This is a genomic window from Limnothrix sp. FACHB-881, from assembly GCF_014698135.1.
Lineage (GTDB): Bacteria > Cyanobacteriota > Cyanobacteriia > CACIAM-69d > CACIAM-69d > CACIAM-69d.
This window is the reverse complement of record NZ_JACJSN010000002.1, coordinates 113,212-131,224: the sequence shown is the minus strand read 5'-3', so window position 1 is coordinate 131,224 and position 18,013 is coordinate 113,212. Positions and strand designations below refer to the sequence as shown.

Genomic DNA, 18,013 nt, shown 5'->3' with positions numbered 1-18,013 from the left:
ATCTGAGGCTGATCCTCAAGGGGCGATCGGTGCGGGAGCGCGGGGATCAAATCATAACCATTCGCTCAAGGATCTGAGAAACGGCCTTTGAAACCAGGCTCCTGATGCAACCGAGGCAAACGGTCATCAACAGTACCACCCGCCCTGACCGCTGCAAAATTCTGCAAAATTCAGGACTGATCTCGGGGATCAAGGAACTGTGGGCTTTTGAGGATACTCTAAATATCGCGATTAAAATGACCGATCCCACAGCGCGATCGGGAAATCTTAATAACTATTGAAAAACCAGTTTTAGAGGTCAAAAAAATTACCCAGCTTCATCACCAGAAAATTAGTGCTTAACCAAGGTTTACTGAGTCTCTTTCACTGGTTAAAAAAAATACGCAACTGACAACGCTAGGCTCAGGAGAACGTAAACAACTGTGTTAATTCATACCTGGTCTTCCGTAAGCAAAATGGGAGCAAACCATCGTGGCAGTCATTTGGCTTGCTCCCATCTGCCGTGATTTTCAGTGGTGCGCTCGCTCTGGGGTCGCTAACCGCCCCAGAGCGATGGAACTGCTCAGCGTCGTCCGCTACCTAACTCGATCGTTGCGCCAACCAAGCGGCTACTGCTTGGACAATTCGTGCCGCCGCCTGACCATCCCCAAAGGGATTAGCCGCGTGGGCCATGGCCTCGTAGGCAGCCCGATCGCTCAGTAAAAGGCTCGCTTCCCGCACAATGTCCGCCGTGGCCGTGCCGATCAGTTTGGCCGTGCCCGCCGCGATCGCCTCGGGCCGTTCCGTCGTGTCGCGCAACACCAGCACCGGCTTGCCCAAACTCGGGGCTTCCTCTTGCAACCCGCCGGAGTCCGTGAGGATCAGGGTCGATCGCTGCATGGCCCCAATCAGCGCCGAATAGTCCAGCGGCTCCGTCAAAAACACGCGATCGTGGGGCCCCAGCTTGCCGATCAGCGGTTCGCGCACGGTCGGGTTGCGGTGCAGCGGCAACACCAGCGACAGATCCGGGAAGCGATCGAGCAGCCCCAGGAACCCATCGGCAATCTCAGTCAACGGATCACCCCAATTTTCCCGGCGATGCACCGTTGCCAAAATCACCGGCCCCGCCGACCAATCGAGCGATCGCCCGGCCGTTGCAGTTCCAGCCAACGGGGCGATCGGGCAAGGCGGATTTTTCGCCGCCACCGCCAACAGCGCATCAATCACCGTGTTGCCCGTTTGGTGAACCTCGCCCATCACCCCCGACTTCTGCAAATTCACCACCGCCAAATCCGTCGGCGCAAAGTGCAACTGCGTCACCTGGGAAATCAGCCGCCGATTCGCCTCCTCAGGAAACGGACTGTAGAGATTGTCTGTCCGCAAACCCGCCTCCACATGCCCCACGGGAATTTGTTGATAAAACGCCGCCAGGGCCGCCGCAAAGGCCGTCGTCGTGTCGCCCTGCACCAACACCAAGTGGGGCTGAATTTCCGCGAACAGCTCCCCCAAACCGGTCAAGCTGCGACAGGTAATATCCGTCAGGGTTTGGCCGGGCTGCATAATTGCCAAGTCCCGATCGCCCTGCAACTCAAATAGCCGCATCACCTGCTCGACCATTTCCTTATGTTGGCCCGTCAGCAGAATTTGGGTCTCGAAGCGATCGTCCTGCAAAAACGCCCGCGCCACCGGAGCCATCTTGATCGCTTCCGGTCGAGTCCCGATCGTCACACAAATCCGCATCCGGTCAGCCACAGCGCCAATCCATCCTGTGAATCAATTGGTTGAATCAATTTTGGGGTGCAAGCCCGCCCTACAGATTACCGGCTCATAAGTCATAGAGTGTCTTTAGCCAGTCCACAAAGGCATGAACCTGGGGATGATCAAAATTAAAAACATCTCGCTGTGCAGTGTCAGGCCATACACCAGGTTTATGATGCCAAGCTAGCCACGTATAAATGCGCGCTTTATCTAAATGGTGATTACGAAATGGCGCACCCAGGCGTTTTGCCTGAGCAACGGATTCCTGTAAATGTATCCATAAGTTTTCACGATCGCTGGGAATAAGCTGAGATAGCAAAGTTTCCAGCATTCCAGGCGATCGGTTGTCTGGCATCATCCAGATACCAAATTTTTGATCATCACTAACTGAGCAAATAAATCCATTTTCAGGAATTTGGTTAGGGAATGAAATAGAACGCAATTGCTCAACAGATTGGCAAGTTTGACAGATTTCTTGCCACTGATCTGAAGCACTACTATCAGCATCAATCACAATTCCCAAAGCAGGCACATTAGGATCAGCTAGCTGGTTAAATATTTTGTCTGGCGTTATATTTTTAATTCCTTGAAGATCTTGAATATCAATTTGTGGCTGTGATGATCCTGATCGTTTTCTAGTGATTTTCCAGTGCGGTAAGTAAATATTGAGAATTTCCTTGATAATTGTTTTATCGCTACTGCCTTCAACGAACAGAACTCGCGATCGATGACTCGTTGAACTCATCTTTATCGAACCTCAACCTTATCTTCAGCAGCGATGACAATTTTATCTGTGTCGTAGCTGGTGCTATGATCGCGCTTCGCATCAATTCGATGAATCATGATTTCATCATCGTAAATTTCTTCAGCTTCGATCAGTTCTCCCAGAGCTTCCCAGCAATCGCGGCTATGGGTTGTTGCAAAAACTTGGATATCTAGCTTTTTGGCACTTTTCCAGATAAATTTCCAGAGATCAACCATGACACTGTAGTGAAAGCCAGTGTCAATTTCATCAATTAATAGAACTTGCCCTTTTGCATTAACCATCGTTAACGCAATGCCAAGTAGTCGCCAAATTCCGTCTCCCATACTTCCCATAGGATTTCTGTTGTTTTCATCACGAAACTGAATTAGAAATCCTTGCCTAGAACTCAGATTAACTCTTTCAAATTTACCGTGATCAGGTGCGATTCTTCTGATTCTTGGCTCAATAATCTGAATTGCCTCTATAACCAGATCTTCTTCTGGTGTTAGAACAATTTCATCAAAAAGTTTTGCAACTTTTTCAGAATTCAAATCAGTTGATACTAAAAATTCAAGATCTTGATCATATGGAGAAGAATCTTGAGAATAGAGAGATCGATCAAAAGGAATTTTGAAGTCTGGAGATATATCAACTGAATATGACAGCGAACCGAAGTTTTGATCTTGTTTTTCTAGAAGAAGTTTTGGCCAAGTTTCTTTGCGAATGTCGGAAAGACTATGAAGTTTTAAGCCTCCCTTTTGACTGGTATCAATTTGAATAGAAATGCTTTCTTTCGTTCCTTCTTGGTGTAAACCTAAAATTCTTACAACTTCTCCATTGTTCACATTTCGATTATTAAATAGATGAGTGATCTCTGCAATGTATTCTCTAGAATTTACATATTCTCCAGAGTTACCAAGAGGAGAAACTTCGCCACGATTGATGTGTAAGTTAACGATGGACTGGGCGGGATGCTCCTGGGTCATGAGCAAGTAAATTGCTTCTAGGACTGAGGTTTTGCCGCTATTATTTTTGCCGGTGAGCAGGTTGATGCGGCCCAGTTTGGGGATGGTGAAGTGGGAAAACTGGCGGAAGTTTTCGATTTCGAGACTTTGGAGCATGGTGGGGATCTCCTGAGGGACAGAGAAGGGACGATCGCCCTGGTGGATCAAGATGAATTAGTTCAAAACTAACGCGAAAAACCCTGATCCAGTGCTGGGAGGATCGGGGTTCTCGCGTGATGGTCGATCGCCCTTAGCGCGATCGGGAGGGGCGAAAGGCTGAACCTATTGCAACAAACTCCGCAACATCCAAGCGTTCTTTTCGTGAATTTGCAAGCGCTGGGTCAACAGATCGGCCGTGGGTTCATCGTTCGCCGCATCGGCCAGGGGGAACACCGCCCGTGCCGTGCGCACGACGGCCTCTTGGCCTTCCACCAACTGGGCAATCATCACCTCGGCGCTAGGAACGCCCTCGGCCTCGGGAATGGAGGTTAGCTTGGCATATTCGCTGTAGCTGCCGGGAGCCGGGAAGCCAAGCGATCGAATCCGTTCCGCAATCAAATCCACCGCGAGGGCGAGTTCGGTGTACTGTCCCTCGAACATCAGGTGCAGCGTGTTGAACATCGGGCCCGTGACGTTCCAGTGGAAGTTGTGGGTTTTCAGATAAAGGGTGTAGGTGTCGGCCAGGACGCGGGAGAGGCCGGCGGCGATGTTGGCGCGATCGGCTTCGGGAATGCCGATATTAATGATGGGAGCAGAAACAGCCATGGTGAATTACCCAACTTGATGAAACGACTTTAAGACAGGGGCTGGGGAAACGGAGGGGCGCAATCGAGTTGTCTTTATCATAGTCATATTGATTTCGAGTTGCAATACGTCAAATTATCCTGACTGCGGGGGGTGGGTGCAGCCTGCTGATCCCTTGACCCGTGGCAAATGGAGATCAGTAAAATCACTTAGTATGGGTTCGTTTTTGAGGGGAACAATGCGGCAAGTTTTTTGGGTGGGAGCGCTGCTGTGGGTGATGGCTCCGGAAGCGATCGCGGCGACCAATCCGGTGCTGCAAATTGGGATTGTGCAGCGGTTTGGGGAACAGTCGGGAACCTTGGAACTGAAGGCGCAACCGGGCGATCGCCTAACAGTAAAGGTGGATTCGCTCGATCGCACCCAAACCTTGACGGGCGATCGCTTGGTGTTGCAACCCGTTACCCAACCCTTGCCGGAACCCGTTGTTGATGAGCGGGTGGTGCTGGGTACTTACCGCAGCTTTGAAACGGCGGAGGCGGCCGCGACCCAATGGCGATCGCGCGGGATTCAGGTGGAGTTGGCCCAACCGTCGGAGCGCTGGCAGGTGTGGGCTAAGCGGGAAATTTATCACCAGCCCCTGTTGCGGCGGTTGTTGCTGGATAGTGTTCGGGCCAACCCGCCCGCCACAACCGGTGGCCAGCCCAGTTTGTTTAGTCAGCGGCGCGATCGCAACCTGTTGGTGAGCGGGGCGATCGGGGGGCAATCCTTTGCCAGTGAGCGTTTAGAGATTTCGGCGGGCAAAGGGGCGATCGAGGTGGGGCGCGATCGATTTGCTGGTTCCCTGAAGCTCCAGCGCAACGCCTATGGCAGCTACACAATCGTCAATGCCGTACCCACGGAAACCTATCTGCGCGGCGTGGTTCCCTACGAAATTGGGGCCGGTGCACCGGAATCCGCCCTGCAAGCCCAGGCGATTTTGGCGCGCACCTATGCCCTGCGGAATTTGCGGCGGTTCGCGATCGATGGCTACCAACTCTGTGCCGATACCCATTGCCAGGTCTATCGCGGCCTGAAAGCGGCCACGGCCCGGGTCGATCGGGCGATCGCCGCCACCAATGGTCAGGTGCTCACCTATCAAAACGAGCTGATCGACGCGCTCTACTTTTCTACCTCCGGCGGCGTAACAGCCCACTTCACGGATGTGTGGGACGGGCCCGATCGCCCCTACCTGCGGCCCGTGGTCGATGCCCATCAACCGATTTGGGACTTGGCGGCGCGGCCCCTGTCCGATGAGCGCAACCTGCGGCAATTCCTAGCGATCGCCCAGGGCTGGAACGAGCTGGGCTGGCGCGACTTCCGCTGGCGACGCAGCAGCACCCTGCCGGAAATTGCCCAAGGCTTGCAGCGCTATTGTCGGGCCCAAAACAGTGATTGCGCCAACCTGAAAACCGTCCAAAGCCTGACCGTGACGGAGCGATCGCCCGGCGGCCGGGTGCGCAAGCTGACCGTCGCAACCGATCGCGGCCCCCTGGTGCTCGAAAAAGACGCGGTTCGCAGCGCCTTCATGGCTCCGCGCAGCACATTGTTTTACCTGGAGCCGATCGGGGGTGGCACGCAACCGTTGCGGGGCTATGCCTTTGTGGGTGGCGGCTGGGGTCACGGCGCGGGCCTGAGCCAAGCGGGATCGCAAAAGCTGGCTCAGCTCGGTTGGAATGCCAGCCGAATTTTGCAGTTCTATTACCCCGGCACGCAGTTACAACCGATGAGCGATCGGCTAATTCTCTGGCGCGATCCGCAACCGCAATAGCGATCGTTCCCATCCCAGCCAGGGGGTCTCAACCCCTTGTTAACCCTCGATTTTGGGTATGAAGGGATCGTTAAGCGATCACCCCAGACCAAATTTCTAGAGTTAAAAATAATGACAGCAGGCCGTTTGTAGGACGCACCTGCCGCTAACTGCGGTCACAAAATCGCCTCAATTAAGGTTAGTCAACCGAGTTGCTCAGAAGCAGATTGAAAAACTGAACTGAGCACCTCTGAGGTGATTCCTTTCCATCAGCCGATCAAGGCGATCGTTGAGCGTGATGTTCAGTATTTTGTGGCGAGGAATGATAGCTAAAATCGCTGTAAGAAACCAGAAAAAGCAGCGAAGAAGATAGGGGCTATTTGGCACGATTGGCTAGGGGCGATCGGCTCCATCATGCTCATGCTTGAAATCCTTAAGAGGTGATCTATGTTCAAGTCAGTGTTGGGTAAGTTTGGGGGGAGCCGATCGCCTTGGGTACTGGGTTCCGTTGTGCTGGCTGGGGCGATCGCGGCTAGTGGTCTGCCGGATCTCGCTGTTGCCAAGACTCGCGATATTGGCCGCGCGATTACTTCTGGCCAAGCCAAGCAAGCCAAGGCCTTGGAGCAAGAAATTCTGGCAGCCCACAACAAATATCGAAAGGAAGTTGGCGTGCCCGACCTCACTTGGTCGCCCACATTGGCGGCCCATGCCCAAGCCTGGGCTAACCAGTTAGCCAGCACTGGCCAATTCGATCACTCAACCGATCCCCACGGGGAAGGCGAGAACCTCGCCAAGGGCACGGTGGGAGCCGATAGCGCTGCGAAATTGGTTGATCTTTGGGGTAGCGAAAAGCAATATTTTCAGCCCGGAATTTTCCCGGATGTCAGTACCACGGGCAACTGGGCCGATGTGGGGCACTATACCCAAGTGGTTTGGCGGAACACGACGCAAGTGGGCTGTGGTGTCGCGATGGGAGGCGGTAGTGCAGTTTTGGTTTGTCGCTATAGTCCGCCGGGTAATTATGAGGAAGAACCCGTTTATTAGTGGGAGTGAGGCTTAGTTGATACGGGCTTGAAATCCTGTATTTGGGAGTGCTTAGGTTGCGATCGGTTGATGGCGTGTTAGGGCGATCGACAACCATAATAGTTACGATCAACACCTTGGAAAATCGGTGGCGGCTGGTGAATAGAATGATGAGTCATAATGAAGCATCATCAAAACGTCATCAGCCGCTATGAATTCAGTGATCGCAACCGAAATTCGCGCGTGTGAAGCGCGACTGCGTGCCGCAATGAGCACGTCTAATCTGTCTGAATTGGACGTGCTCATTGCTGATGATTTGCTCTTTTCTGGGTCAATTGGTGAGCTAGCAACTAAGGCGATGGATTTGGAGTTGCATCGAACGGGGGGCACTCAGTTTCATGAGTTGGTGTCTAAGGCGCTAGAAATCCGAGTTTTGAGCGAAGATGTTGCGCTTGCATCGGCGCATATTTTCTTGAGTGGATCGTATCTAGGAAATGCTTTTGCGGGAGATTTCCGCTATATGCGGGTGTGGCGCAGGGGCGAAACGGGCTGGCAAGTGGCTGGGGGCAGTGTGACTCCTTATAATTTCTCTTAGATAGGGTTTAAGGAACGCCATGTCAGTTATGGTAGCTAAAGCGTATACCGGGCTTCGAAATGATGTCTACTAATCGGTTCAGCCAACCAACAGCGGCCAGAATGAGCTTTGTAGTTTGATCATCTGTTGCGTAATTTCAATCCTAGCAATCTAATAGACTGCTTTGTATAAAATCGATGTCTAGTATTTATGACAATATCGAGCAACCGATCCTACCTGAGTTGCAGCATTATCTGAAGCAAGCCTACCGTGCTGATTTTTGTGTGGGTTATTTCAACTTGCGGGGATGGCGACAAATTGATTCTGATATTGAGCAATTTGAGGGAGGGGAAGGGAAAACTTGTCGATTGCTGGTGGGGATGTACCGTTTGCCGAAAGAAGAGCTACGGCGAGCATTAGCGATCGGAGTAGAGCCAGAGCGAATTGACCAAGGGCAGACAATTCGACTACAAACCTTTATGGCGCAAGAGTTTCGGCAGCAGTTGACCTACGGTGCGCCCAGTGCGGCTGATGAGGAGGGTTTACAGCGATTACGGCGACAGTTATTAACTGGAAAACTACAGGTCAAGCTATTTTTACGAAATGCTCTCCATGCCAAGCTGTATTTAATTTATCGCCACGATCGCGCCACGCCCATTATCAGCTACGTGGGCAGTAGCAACCTGACTTTATCGGGGCTGAGATCTCAGGGTGAGCTAAATGTGGAAGTGGTTGATCGCGATGATACGAGTAAGTTGGAGCGGTGGTTTGTTGATCGTTGGGATGATCGCTTTTGTGTCGATATTACGGAGCAGTTAGCGGAAATTATCGACGAAAGTTGGGCGGGACGATCGCTCAAACCCTATTTTGTCTATCTAAAAATGGCCTATCACCTGTCCCAAGAGGCGCGGGATGGGTTGAGTCAATACCGCGCTCCGGCCAGTTTTGGACTGCTGCCATTTCAAGAAGCGGCAGTCCAAATTGCGGCACACCATGTCAGCAAACGAAATGGGGTGATTATTGGCGATGTAGTAGGGCTGGGTAAAACCTTAGTAGGAACCGCGATCGCCCATCTTTGTGAAGAAGACTATGGCACGAGTACGCTGATTATCTGCCCGAAGAATCTAGAAAGAATGTGGCAGGGTTATATTGATCGTTATGGCTTAAGGGGCAAGGTAGTTCCAATTAGCCGTGCGATTCAAGAACTGCCCAATATTCCGGCACGGTTTCGGTTGGTTTTGATTGATGAAAGCCACAACCTGCGAAATAAGGATGGCAGGCGTTATCAAGCCATTAAAGACTATATCGAACAGAGTGGTAGTCGCTGTATTTTGCTGACAGCAACGCCCTATAACAAAACCTATCTAGACTTGTCAGCGCAGTTACAGTTATTCCTACGACCCGATGCGGATTTAGGAATTAAGCCGGAAGCCTATATTCGCAGTATTGGCGGTGAGATGCAGTTTCGCCGCAAACATAGCACCAGTCCAGTACGATCGCTGTTGGCCTTTGAGCAGAGTCCAGAACCCGAAGATTGGCAACAGTTGATGAGTCGCTATATGGTGCGGCGGACGCGCAGTTTCATCAAAAATACCTATGCCAAACAGGATGGCGAACGATTCTATCTGGAATTTGCCGATGGGCGGCGATCGTATTTACCAATCCGTCGTCCTCGGACAGTGCGATTTATGATCGACCAACCGCAGCGTGATCCCTACGCAAGGTTGTATAGCGATCGCGTGGTGGATGTGATTAATGACCTAAGTTTGCCTCGGTATGGGCTGGGTATTTATCAAGACCCTAAACCCAAAAAACGAGCCACGGATGAAGAACAAAAACTATTGGCGAATCTTTCCCATGCGGGTCAGCGATTAATGGGATTCTGTCGCACGAATTTGTTTAAGCGATTGGAGAGTAGTGGGGCTGCTTTTATTCAGTCGTTAGAGCGGCATATTTTGCGAAATTATGTGTATCTCCATGCAATTAATCACGATCTTCCCCTACCCATTGGTGCTCAGGATGCTGCACTACTGGATGAAGTGGGTGATGATGAAGATTTGCCCTTGAGTCAGGACTGGGAAACCGCTGAGGATCTGTCTGACACTTTGGATGAAGAAGATATTGATCCACAGCAGAACTTTACTCAACGAGCCGCAGAGATTTATCGTTTATATCGAGAGCAATATTCCCGTCGATTTAAGTGGATTCGTGCTGATCTGTTTCGTCCCCAGTTGCGGCAAAACCTGCAGCAAGATGCCACCGCTTTGATCGGAATTTTGCAACTGGCGGGGAATTGGAACCCAGCGTTGGATGGCAAGCTAAAGGCGCTGGTGGCGTTATTACAGCAACAACATCCGACTGAAAAAGTGCTGATTTTCACGCAGTTTGCGGATACGGCACGATATTTGGCAAGGGCGCTCGCAGATTTGGGCATTCAGCAAGTGGGCTTGGCAACGGGACAATCGGCTGACCCGACGGCTCTGGCTTGGCGATTTAGTCCGATTAGTAATCAAAAAGAGATTCCAGAAACTGAGCAATTGCGGGTATTGGTAGCAACAGATGTGTTGAGTGAGGGGCAGAACCTGCAAGATTGCGCCATCATTCTGAATTACGATTTGCCTTGGGCGATTATTCGGCTGATTCAGCGGGCGGGTCGGGTCGATCGGATTGGGCAACAGGCGGAAGAGATTCTTTGCTATTCGTTTTTGCCTGCGGAGGGCGTGGAGCGGCTGATTAACTTGCGGGGACGGCTGCGCGATCGCCTCAATCAAAACCAAGAAGTTGTGGGCACGGATGAGGCGTTTTTTGAGGATGAAAAAGCGCAGGAGATGCTGCTCAATCTCTACAATGAGCGATCGGGCGTGTTGGATGAAGTTGATGAAGGGGAGGTGGATTTAACCTCGGAGGCGTTGCAGATTTGGCAAAGTGCGATCGAGGCAAACCCGGCGCTCAAGGGCATGATTGAAAAACTGCCCGACGTGGCCTATGCCACCCGTGAGCATGAACCAACGGGAGCCGACCCAGAGGGCGTTTTGCTTTACCTCCGCACCGATAGCGGTACTGATGCGCTGGCGTGGGTGGACAAAGACGGCAACAGCGTCACGCAGTCGCAAATGCGAATTTTACGGATGGCTCGGTGCAGCATTGATACGCCGTCTTTGCCTCGTCATCCTCAGCACCATGATTTAGTAACACGCGGATCGGAGCTGATTGCTGAGCAGACCAAGACTGTGGCGGGAACGCTGGGCAATAAGCGCAGCGCGGCATCTCGGACTTACGATCGCCTGATGGCCTATACCCAGCATGTCCGCGAAACAGCACCCATCCTGGCAACGGGGACAGAATGGGAAAGTCTGGAACGAGCGATCGAGGAAATTAACCAATATCCCTTGAAGCAAAATGCGATCGCGCGTCTGAATCGAGAACTCAAGGCGGGAATTAGTGATGAGCAGTTGGCAAAACTGGTGATATTCCTGCGAGAGCATGACGCGCTCTGTGTCATCAATCTAGATGAACGTCGAGACGGGGCACGGATTATCTGCTCGATGGGATTATTTAGGGGTTAGCTTAGAGTAAGACCGGTAGGCTGAAGAGCATTAAATTGTTGGATATTCTCAAGGAGATTCACCAATGTTCCCAACTCAAAATCTCAACCTTCTCTACGACCAAGATATTTTGCTGTGGGCAGAAGATACGGTTGCCAAACTGAGGGCGAGGGACTTCGATCACCTCGATCTTGAACATTTGATTGAAGAGGTAGAAGCATTGGGAATTTCGCAAAAAAAGGAGCTGATTAGCCGCCTGATTGTTTTATTAGAACATCTGTTGAAGCGGTTATATGTCAACTTGCCCCATGACTATAACGGATGGGAGCGAACAATTCGAACGCAGCGAGGAGAGCTAGAAGTTTTGCTGGATGCTGTTCCTAGCCTCAGTGGTCGATGGGAACTCAGCTTTGATAAGGCTTGGCAAATTGCTCTGAAAAATACGCGGAAGGAATATCCAAAAACTTCTTTCCCGGCAGAATGGCCCTACGATCGCTCGATCGAGCCAATGTTAAATCATGATATGTGGCTAGAAGCACCCGAAGAATCTGTAGAATCCGAATAAAACAAAGATGCCCTCTAATCTTTTCTGGGCTAGACTTGGTGGTTAAGGAGACCCCTTTAGATTACGCAGATCTACCTGAAGATTGTCCCTACAGCTCCGAGCAACTGTTTGATCCTGACTTTCCGGTTGATTTAAACCCGACCTGAGTTACAAGGCTATGCCGCTCCATCGCCAACGCGCTCAAAAGTATCTCCAAACGTTTGATTTTGAGTCTCTGTTCATTGAAGAACTGGGCTGGGATACGGTCGATCGCGTCATGCTTCCCTTTGAGGTGGATGGCGAATATTTTGAGGTGGTTTCCCTTGCCCAAAAGCGCGGCTTTACGGTCTTTAAGTGCATTACGCCAGAAATTCCGGCGCGTCCAATTCGGGTCAAGCTCGATCGACAATTAACGGACTATAGTAAATCCCACCTGTTGGTGTTTGGGGATGAGAGCAAAACGCAGCAGGAATGGTTGTGGCTGAAGCCAGAAATTAAGCAAGGCAAAAGTAAAAAGGGAAAAGGTAAAAGTGCAGAGACGGTGACATCGACAAGGGCAGTGCGATCGCATTCTTATAAGGTGAGCCAAAACCCGGAAACCTTGCTGCAAAAGCTAGAGGCGCTGATTGTCGATTTCAAGGAAGAAGGCAATCTGACCCATGTGGATGTTGCCCAAAAGGTGAAGCAGGGGTTTGATGTTGAGCGGGTGACGAAGCAATTCTTTCAGGATTTTGAGGGGTTGCACCAGACGTTTTGTTTAGCGATCGAGGGAATCGATTCGGAGGGCGATCGCCGTTGGTATGCGTCGGTTTTGCTGAATCGGTTAATGTTCATCTATTTCTTGCAGCGGCGCTACTTCCTAGATAATCAAGATGCGCTGTATTTGCAACATAAACTGCAACTTTGCCAGCGGGAAGGGAGAAATTTTTATGAGTTTCTCAAGGAGTTGTTTTTTGTTGGGTTTGCGGAGCCAGAATATCTACGTGATCCAGAGATTCAGAAACGGTTAGGCAAGATTTGTTATCTGAATGGGGGCTTGTTTTTACGCCATACCATTGAGCAGAAATATGCTCAAATTCAGATTGATGATCGTGCCTTTTCGCAGGTTTTCGATCTGTTTTCTCGCTATTCTTGGCATTTGGACGATCGCCCCGAAAAAGACCCGCTGGAAATTAACCCCGATGTGTTGGGCTATATTTTCGAGAAATACATTAACCAAAAAGAATTTGGGGCGTACTACACCCGGCCGGAAATCACCGAGTATCTTTGCGATCGCACGATCAACAAATTGGTGCTCGATCGCCTTGCCCCATCAGAAAGCCCTCATCCCCTAGCCCCTTCTCCCAAAACGGGAGAAGGGGGACAAGAATCGATTGCCGTCGGCGCTCCGGCTCCCCTCTCCCACCCTGGGAGAGGGGTTGGGGGTGAGGGTCTTTCATCGCTCCTTGAAACATTAGATGCTACCCAATGCGATCGCCTACTAAATGAAATTTTGCCAACTCTGACGCTGCTCGATCCGGCCTGTGGATCGGGGGCCTTTTTGGTGGCGGCGATGAAAACGTTGATTGGGATTTATCAACGGGTCGTTACAAGGGCTAAGTTGTTATTAGAAGACCCTCATCCCCTGGCCCCTTCTCCCAAGGGGGGAGAAGGGGGACAAGAGGTTCGTGCCAAGGGCGCTCCGGCTCCCCTCTCCCGTCCTGGGAGAGGGGCTGGGGGTGAGGGTCTCATGGCGGAAACTAACCCTCATCCCCTAGCCCCTTCTCCCAAGGAGGGAGAAGGGGGACAAGAGGCGGAAATGTACTGGGAAATTTCCTCAGTATTGAGACAACGGATGAGGGAAGTTGCTCGCCAATTTCGTAAAGAACCTACAGCCAGTGAAGCCATCTTATGGCAGGCATTACGCGGACGTAAATTAGATGGACGTAAGTTTAAACGTCAGCAACCAATAGGCGCTTTTATTGTTGATTTTTTCTGTGCTCAAGAGCGCTTAGTGGTAGAAGTTGACGGTGGTGTGCATCAAAATCAGCAAGAAGCGGATCAACAGCGTCAACAGTTACTTGAGTCCTTGGGATTACGATTTGTTCGTGTTAGCAGCAACTCTGTAGAACAAGATTTATCCACAGTTCTATCACAGATTCGCGCTGAATTCTTACCCCCCTCTCCCTCCTTGGGAGAGGGGCTGGGGGTGAGGGCAAGCATTACTCAATGGTTGCAGGAAGCTGCCAAGCATCCATCCCTTGACTACTACATCAAAAAACGGATTATTACGGACAATCTCTATGGTGTGGACATCATGGAGGAGGCGACGGAAATTGCGAAGTTGCGGCTATTTTTGGCGTTGGTTTCTTCGGCAAAAACGGTTAATGATTTGGAACCGTTGCCGAATATTGATTTCAATATTATGGCGGGCAATTCGCTGATTGGTTTGATTCGAGTGGATGGGGAAGGGTTCGATCGCTTAAGTCAAAAGGAAAAAGGTAAAGGGCAAAGGGGCGGCGGGGTTGACCCGACGCAAATTAACTTGTTGGGGCCGACGGCGGTGCAGGGCAATTTGCTGCAAGGGTTGGCGGCTTCGGAGTATCAGCGAATTTTGGAGGACAAAAACCGCAGTATTGCGCTCTACAAAAAACATGCTTTCCAACAGGCGGATTCGGAATTACCGCAGGAAACTCGCCTGTTGCAATTGCGCGACCACATCGACAAGCTTAATCGGGAATCTCAAGCGAAGCTGAATCAATTGTTGTTGGATGAGTTTAGCCAGCGGTTGGGGATTAAGTATGAGCAGGCTCAGTTGGTGGGTAAACCCCAAAAGCGGCTGTTGACGATTGCGGATATCGATGCGCTGGAGCCGTTTCACTGGGGCTACCATTTTGATCGGGTGTTTGCGCGGGGTGGGTTTGATGCGATTATTGCGAATCCGCCGTGGGAAATTTTCAAACCGAATGCTAAGGAATTTTTCGCTAATCACAGTGACCTTGTAACCAAAAAGAAAATGGATATCAAGGCATTTGAAAAGGAGCAGAAGAGGCTTTTACAAGATCCAGAAGTTGCCCAAGCCTGGAATGAGTATCAGAGTCAATTTCCCCACGTCAACCTATACTTTCGTAATAGTGACGAATACAGAAATCAAACATCTTATATTGATGGAAAAAAATCCAAAACTACTGATATTAATCTCTATAAGCTTTTCGTTGAACGGTGCTATAACCTTCTGCGAAATGGTGGTGAATGTGGAATTGTCATCCCTAGTGGTATCTATACTGACTTAGGTACAAAACAACTGCGAGAGATGCTTTTTTCGCAAACAGAAGTAACGAGTCTATTTTGCTTTGAGAACCGCAAGGCCATTTTTGAAGGCGTGGATAGTCGATTTAAATTTGTAATTTTGAGCTTTGGGAAAGGTGGAGTAACTCAAGCCTTTCCTGTACGGTTTATGCGTCATGATGTGGCAGAGCTGGCAGAATTTCCTACTCCCAATGACATTATTTTAGACGTAGATTTAATTCGCAAACTCTCCCCCGATTCGTTGTCGGTGATGGAGTTTAAGCAGGCAATTGATATCGATATTGCCAAAAAAATGCTGCGATTTCCTCTCCTAGGCGAAAAGATTGAGAATAAGTGGAACTTAACTCTAAAACGCGAATTTCACATGACTGATGATAGTTATTTATTCAAGCCTGAACCAGGGCTGGGACGGCTTCCCCTCTATGAAGGTAAGATGATCCACCAGTTCACCCATCAGTTTGCTGAACCGCGCTACTGGGTGGATGAGCGAGAAGGACGCAAGGCGCTAGTGGGAAAAAATGGGGTTGATAACGGTCAAAATTTGGATTATCAAGGCTATCGTTTAGGGCTGAGAGCAATTGCTCGAAATACTGATATCCGAACCTTAATCGTTGGATTAATGCCACGTAATATTTTTTGTGGTAATTCTGTTCTATCGCTGTACCAATCTAATCTTTCAAAAAGCGATATGTTGTCAGTATTGAGTATTGCTAATTCGTTCGTTTTGGATGCTTATCTACGCTCAATGGTATCAGCCAATATTAATATGTTCTATATATACCAACTTCCGGTTCCTCGCCTGCAAGAAGGCGATCGTTGGTTCACCGAAATCGTAGAACGCGCCGCCAAACTCATCTGCACCACACCCGAATTTGACGACCTGCTGGAAGAAGTAAAAAGGCAAAAGGCGAAAGGTAAAAGTGAAGAGATAGTGGGGGTGACGGATGAGGTAGAACGCGCGAAATTGCGAGCCGAACTCGATGGCATCATTGCCCACCTGTATGACTTAACCGAAGCAGAATTTACCCACATTCTCAGCACCTTCCCGATCGTCCCCGAGCCAGTCAAAGAAGCCGCCCTTAATGCTTACCGGGAGTTAAGTAAAAAGTAAAAAGGCAAAAATAAAAAGTGAAGAGGAGAGAAACGAGAGGGAAACTATGCTTGATGATGTTTAGTTATTAAGACAAAGCATCTACTATTACTTTCACCTTTTACTTTTTACCTTTTGCTATGAAAGATATTCGGGAGAGGGCATTTGAGTTTGCGGTGCGGATTGTGAAAGTCTGTCAGTTTCTGGATGAAAAGCCAGGAGTAAGTAGGACACTGAGCAAGCAACTGCTTCGCTCTGGAACTTCTATTGGTGCTAATTTGGAAGAAGCGCAGGCAGGACAGAGTAAGGCGGATTTCATTAGCAAAAACTCGATCGCTCTCAAAGAAGCTCGCGAAACCCACTACTGGCTGAAATTACTCAGCGCCACAGACATTCTTCCTGAAAATCGCATCATGACTCTTCAATCTGAAGCAGCAGAAATTATGAAAATCATCGGAGCAATTATTACTTCAAGTAAAAAGTAAAAAGTAAAAGGGCAAAAGTAAGCGATGACACAAGAGCAAATTCATTTTGTGCTCTTTTCCCTTTCGCCTTTTCCCCTTTCGCCTTTTCCCCTTTTGCCTTTTGCCTTTTGCCCTTTTTAAAGCAGGTCGATCGCCCATGGGTCGTGGTCTTATTCGTCGAGCACATAGCTACATTCAACGCGGCAATCGGCGGCGGCTGCGATTGTTGTTGGGCAAACATCCCGAGCTTTACCAGTCCAACGAAGCCATGTTGCTGGACTACGCCATTTGGCACAACCGATCGATGGTGACTTGGCTGCTCGATCGGGGCGCGCCCGTGGATGGCCCGCCCGGTAACTTTGGCTGCACGCCCCTGCTCAATGTTGTTGTTGAAGGGGACTTGCCGATGATCGATTTGCTGTTGCGACGGGGAGCCGACCCCAACGCCGTCACGGATGATTCAGAAACGCCTCTTGGGTTTGCCGTGGCTTGGCGACAGGCCGGCGCGATCGGCCGCTTGTTGGCGGCCGGAGCCGACCCCAACCGAATCGGTGACTATGGCCCCGACTTCACCCATCTCGATCAGGCATGGTTGATGGATTGGCCCGAGGGGGCGGAACGTTTGCGGGCGGCTGGAGCAAAGCGGTTTTCGGAGTTGGCGGCCAGCGCGGAACCCTAGGGCGAAGCGACCCACACGGCTTTGATGGCTGCGGTGGGGTGATAGCGTTGTGTGCTGTAAAAACTGTTGCTTTGGCCTTGGGTGGTGGGATAGTTGCCATCGAAGTCATTGGGCTGACCTTGGGTGCGAAAAATCAGACCCACCGGCTGGCTGGCAAATGTGACATATTCCCGCGCTTCATCGTCCCAATTGAAACTGAGGGTGGCTTTGCCATAGACCGCTTCGGCTTGGGCGATCGAGCTGCCGGGGCCAATTCCTTCGGCGGTTTTGTAGGCGGCGTTCTCCGTCATCAGCATGGAAATCGGGTCGCGATCGCGTGGTGCTCCGCCTGCTGCTTCGTAAATGATATAAAACAGCGTTTGCGATCCCGACTTGGCCGCAATGCCGCCAAAGTCCACCAGCAGATTCGGCACATTTTCCCAGCGCACATTGGGCCCCATCAGCCGCTTGGCTTCGGCAAGGGTCATGCCGAGCCGCACCCGCCCCAGGCGACCATTGGCGATTTCGCGATTCGCATCCACCGCCGCCACCCGATCCACGGTGGGCGACTGGCCCGCTCCCGGAGCCGATGGGGTCTCGCTGTTTAAGGCCACAGGTTGGGTCGCTGGGGCTGCCGGAGCTTCGGTGGTGACTGCTGCGTCGCTGCGGTTCCCATTGTCACAGCCGATCAGCAAGCAGGCCAAGCACCCCCAGCCCACCACCCCAGAACGAGCCAGGAGGGACGCGAAGATCCGAGGGCGACGGGAAGCGCGGGGCAGGGCGAGGAAGGGCATCATGATTAAAAGTTGGC

General features: G+C 50.8%; 13 protein-coding genes. 8 read left to right on the top strand and 5 right to left on the bottom strand.

The window, feature by feature from the left end; translation table 11 throughout:
- Nucleotides 1-579: 579 nt before the first annotated feature.
- From wecB to H6G52_RS03000, 4 genes are all read right to left on the bottom strand, one after another.
- On the bottom strand, nucleotides 580-1,719 hold the full coding sequence (wecB, locus tag H6G52_RS03015) for a non-hydrolyzing UDP-N-acetylglucosamine 2-epimerase (protein ID WP_190526614.1): 1,140 nt from the start codon (nucleotides 1,717-1,719) through the stop codon (nucleotides 580-582).
- Nucleotides 1,720-1,804: 85 nt separating this feature from the next.
- Complete coding sequence (locus H6G52_RS03010; protein ID WP_190526347.1) at nucleotides 1,805-2,482, bottom strand: DUF3226 domain-containing protein; 678 nt, start codon at nucleotides 2,480-2,482, stop codon at nucleotides 1,805-1,807.
- Between the two features lie 2 nt (nucleotides 2,483-2,484).
- Entirely contained in the window at nucleotides 2,485-3,603 is a 1,119-nt protein-coding gene (locus tag H6G52_RS03005) for an ATP/GTP-binding protein (protein ID WP_190526344.1), read from the bottom strand.
- A 165-nt stretch (nucleotides 3,604-3,768) separates the two neighbouring features.
- Complete coding sequence (locus tag H6G52_RS03000) at nucleotides 3,769-4,251, bottom strand: Dps family protein (RefSeq protein ID WP_099533125.1); 483 nt, start codon at nucleotides 4,249-4,251, stop codon at nucleotides 3,769-3,771.
- Nucleotides 4,252-4,468: 217 nt separating this feature from the next.
- On the opposite strand from H6G52_RS03000, the gene H6G52_RS02995 reads away from it, so the two are divergent.
- From H6G52_RS02995 to H6G52_RS02960, 8 genes are all read left to right on the top strand, one after another.
- Complete coding sequence (locus H6G52_RS02995) at nucleotides 4,469-6,037, top strand: SpoIID/LytB domain-containing protein (protein ID WP_190526342.1); 1,569 nt, start codon at nucleotides 4,469-4,471, stop codon at nucleotides 6,035-6,037.
- A 426-nt stretch (nucleotides 6,038-6,463) separates the two neighbouring features.
- Complete coding sequence (locus tag H6G52_RS02990; RefSeq protein ID WP_242026157.1) at nucleotides 6,464-7,060, top strand: CAP family protein; 597 nt, start codon at nucleotides 6,464-6,466, stop codon at nucleotides 7,058-7,060.
- Between the two features lie 190 nt (nucleotides 7,061-7,250).
- Nucleotides 7,251-7,634 carry a nuclear transport factor 2 family protein gene (locus H6G52_RS02985; RefSeq protein WP_190526340.1) on the top strand — a complete coding sequence of 128 codons (384 nt, stop codon included), beginning with the start codon at nucleotides 7,251-7,253 and terminating at the stop codon, nucleotides 7,632-7,634.
- Between the two features lie 176 nt (nucleotides 7,635-7,810).
- A complete protein-coding gene (locus tag H6G52_RS02980; protein WP_190526338.1) occupies nucleotides 7,811-11,179 on the top strand; it encodes a helicase-related protein in 3,369 nt (1,122 codons plus the stop codon).
- Nucleotides 11,180-11,243: 64 nt separating this feature from the next.
- Nucleotides 11,244-11,723: a DUF29 domain-containing protein gene (locus H6G52_RS02975; protein WP_190526336.1), complete on the top strand. Its 480-nt coding sequence runs from the start codon at nucleotides 11,244-11,246 to the stop codon at nucleotides 11,721-11,723.
- 157 nt (nucleotides 11,724-11,880) lie between these two features.
- Nucleotides 11,881-16,101, top strand: coding sequence for a DUF559 domain-containing protein (locus H6G52_RS18440; protein WP_242026155.1), 4,221 nt, complete (start codon nucleotides 11,881-11,883; stop codon nucleotides 16,099-16,101).
- Nucleotides 16,102-16,220: 119 nt separating this feature from the next.
- Nucleotides 16,221-16,565 carry a four helix bundle protein gene (locus tag H6G52_RS02965; RefSeq protein ID WP_190526334.1) on the top strand — a complete coding sequence of 115 codons (345 nt, stop codon included), beginning with the start codon at nucleotides 16,221-16,223 and terminating at the stop codon, nucleotides 16,563-16,565.
- A gap of 136 nt (nucleotides 16,566-16,701) precedes the next feature.
- On the top strand, nucleotides 16,702-17,223 hold the full coding sequence (locus H6G52_RS02960; protein WP_190526332.1) for an ankyrin repeat domain-containing protein: 522 nt from the start codon (nucleotides 16,702-16,704) through the stop codon (nucleotides 17,221-17,223).
- On the opposite strand, the gene H6G52_RS02955 is transcribed toward H6G52_RS02960, so the two are convergent.
- Nucleotides 17,220-17,999 carry a hypothetical protein gene (locus tag H6G52_RS02955; RefSeq protein WP_190526330.1) on the bottom strand — a complete coding sequence of 260 codons (780 nt, stop codon included), beginning with the start codon at nucleotides 17,997-17,999 and terminating at the stop codon, nucleotides 17,220-17,222. The genes H6G52_RS02960 and H6G52_RS02955 overlap by 4 nt on opposite strands.
- Nucleotides 18,000-18,013 lie beyond the last annotated feature (14 nt).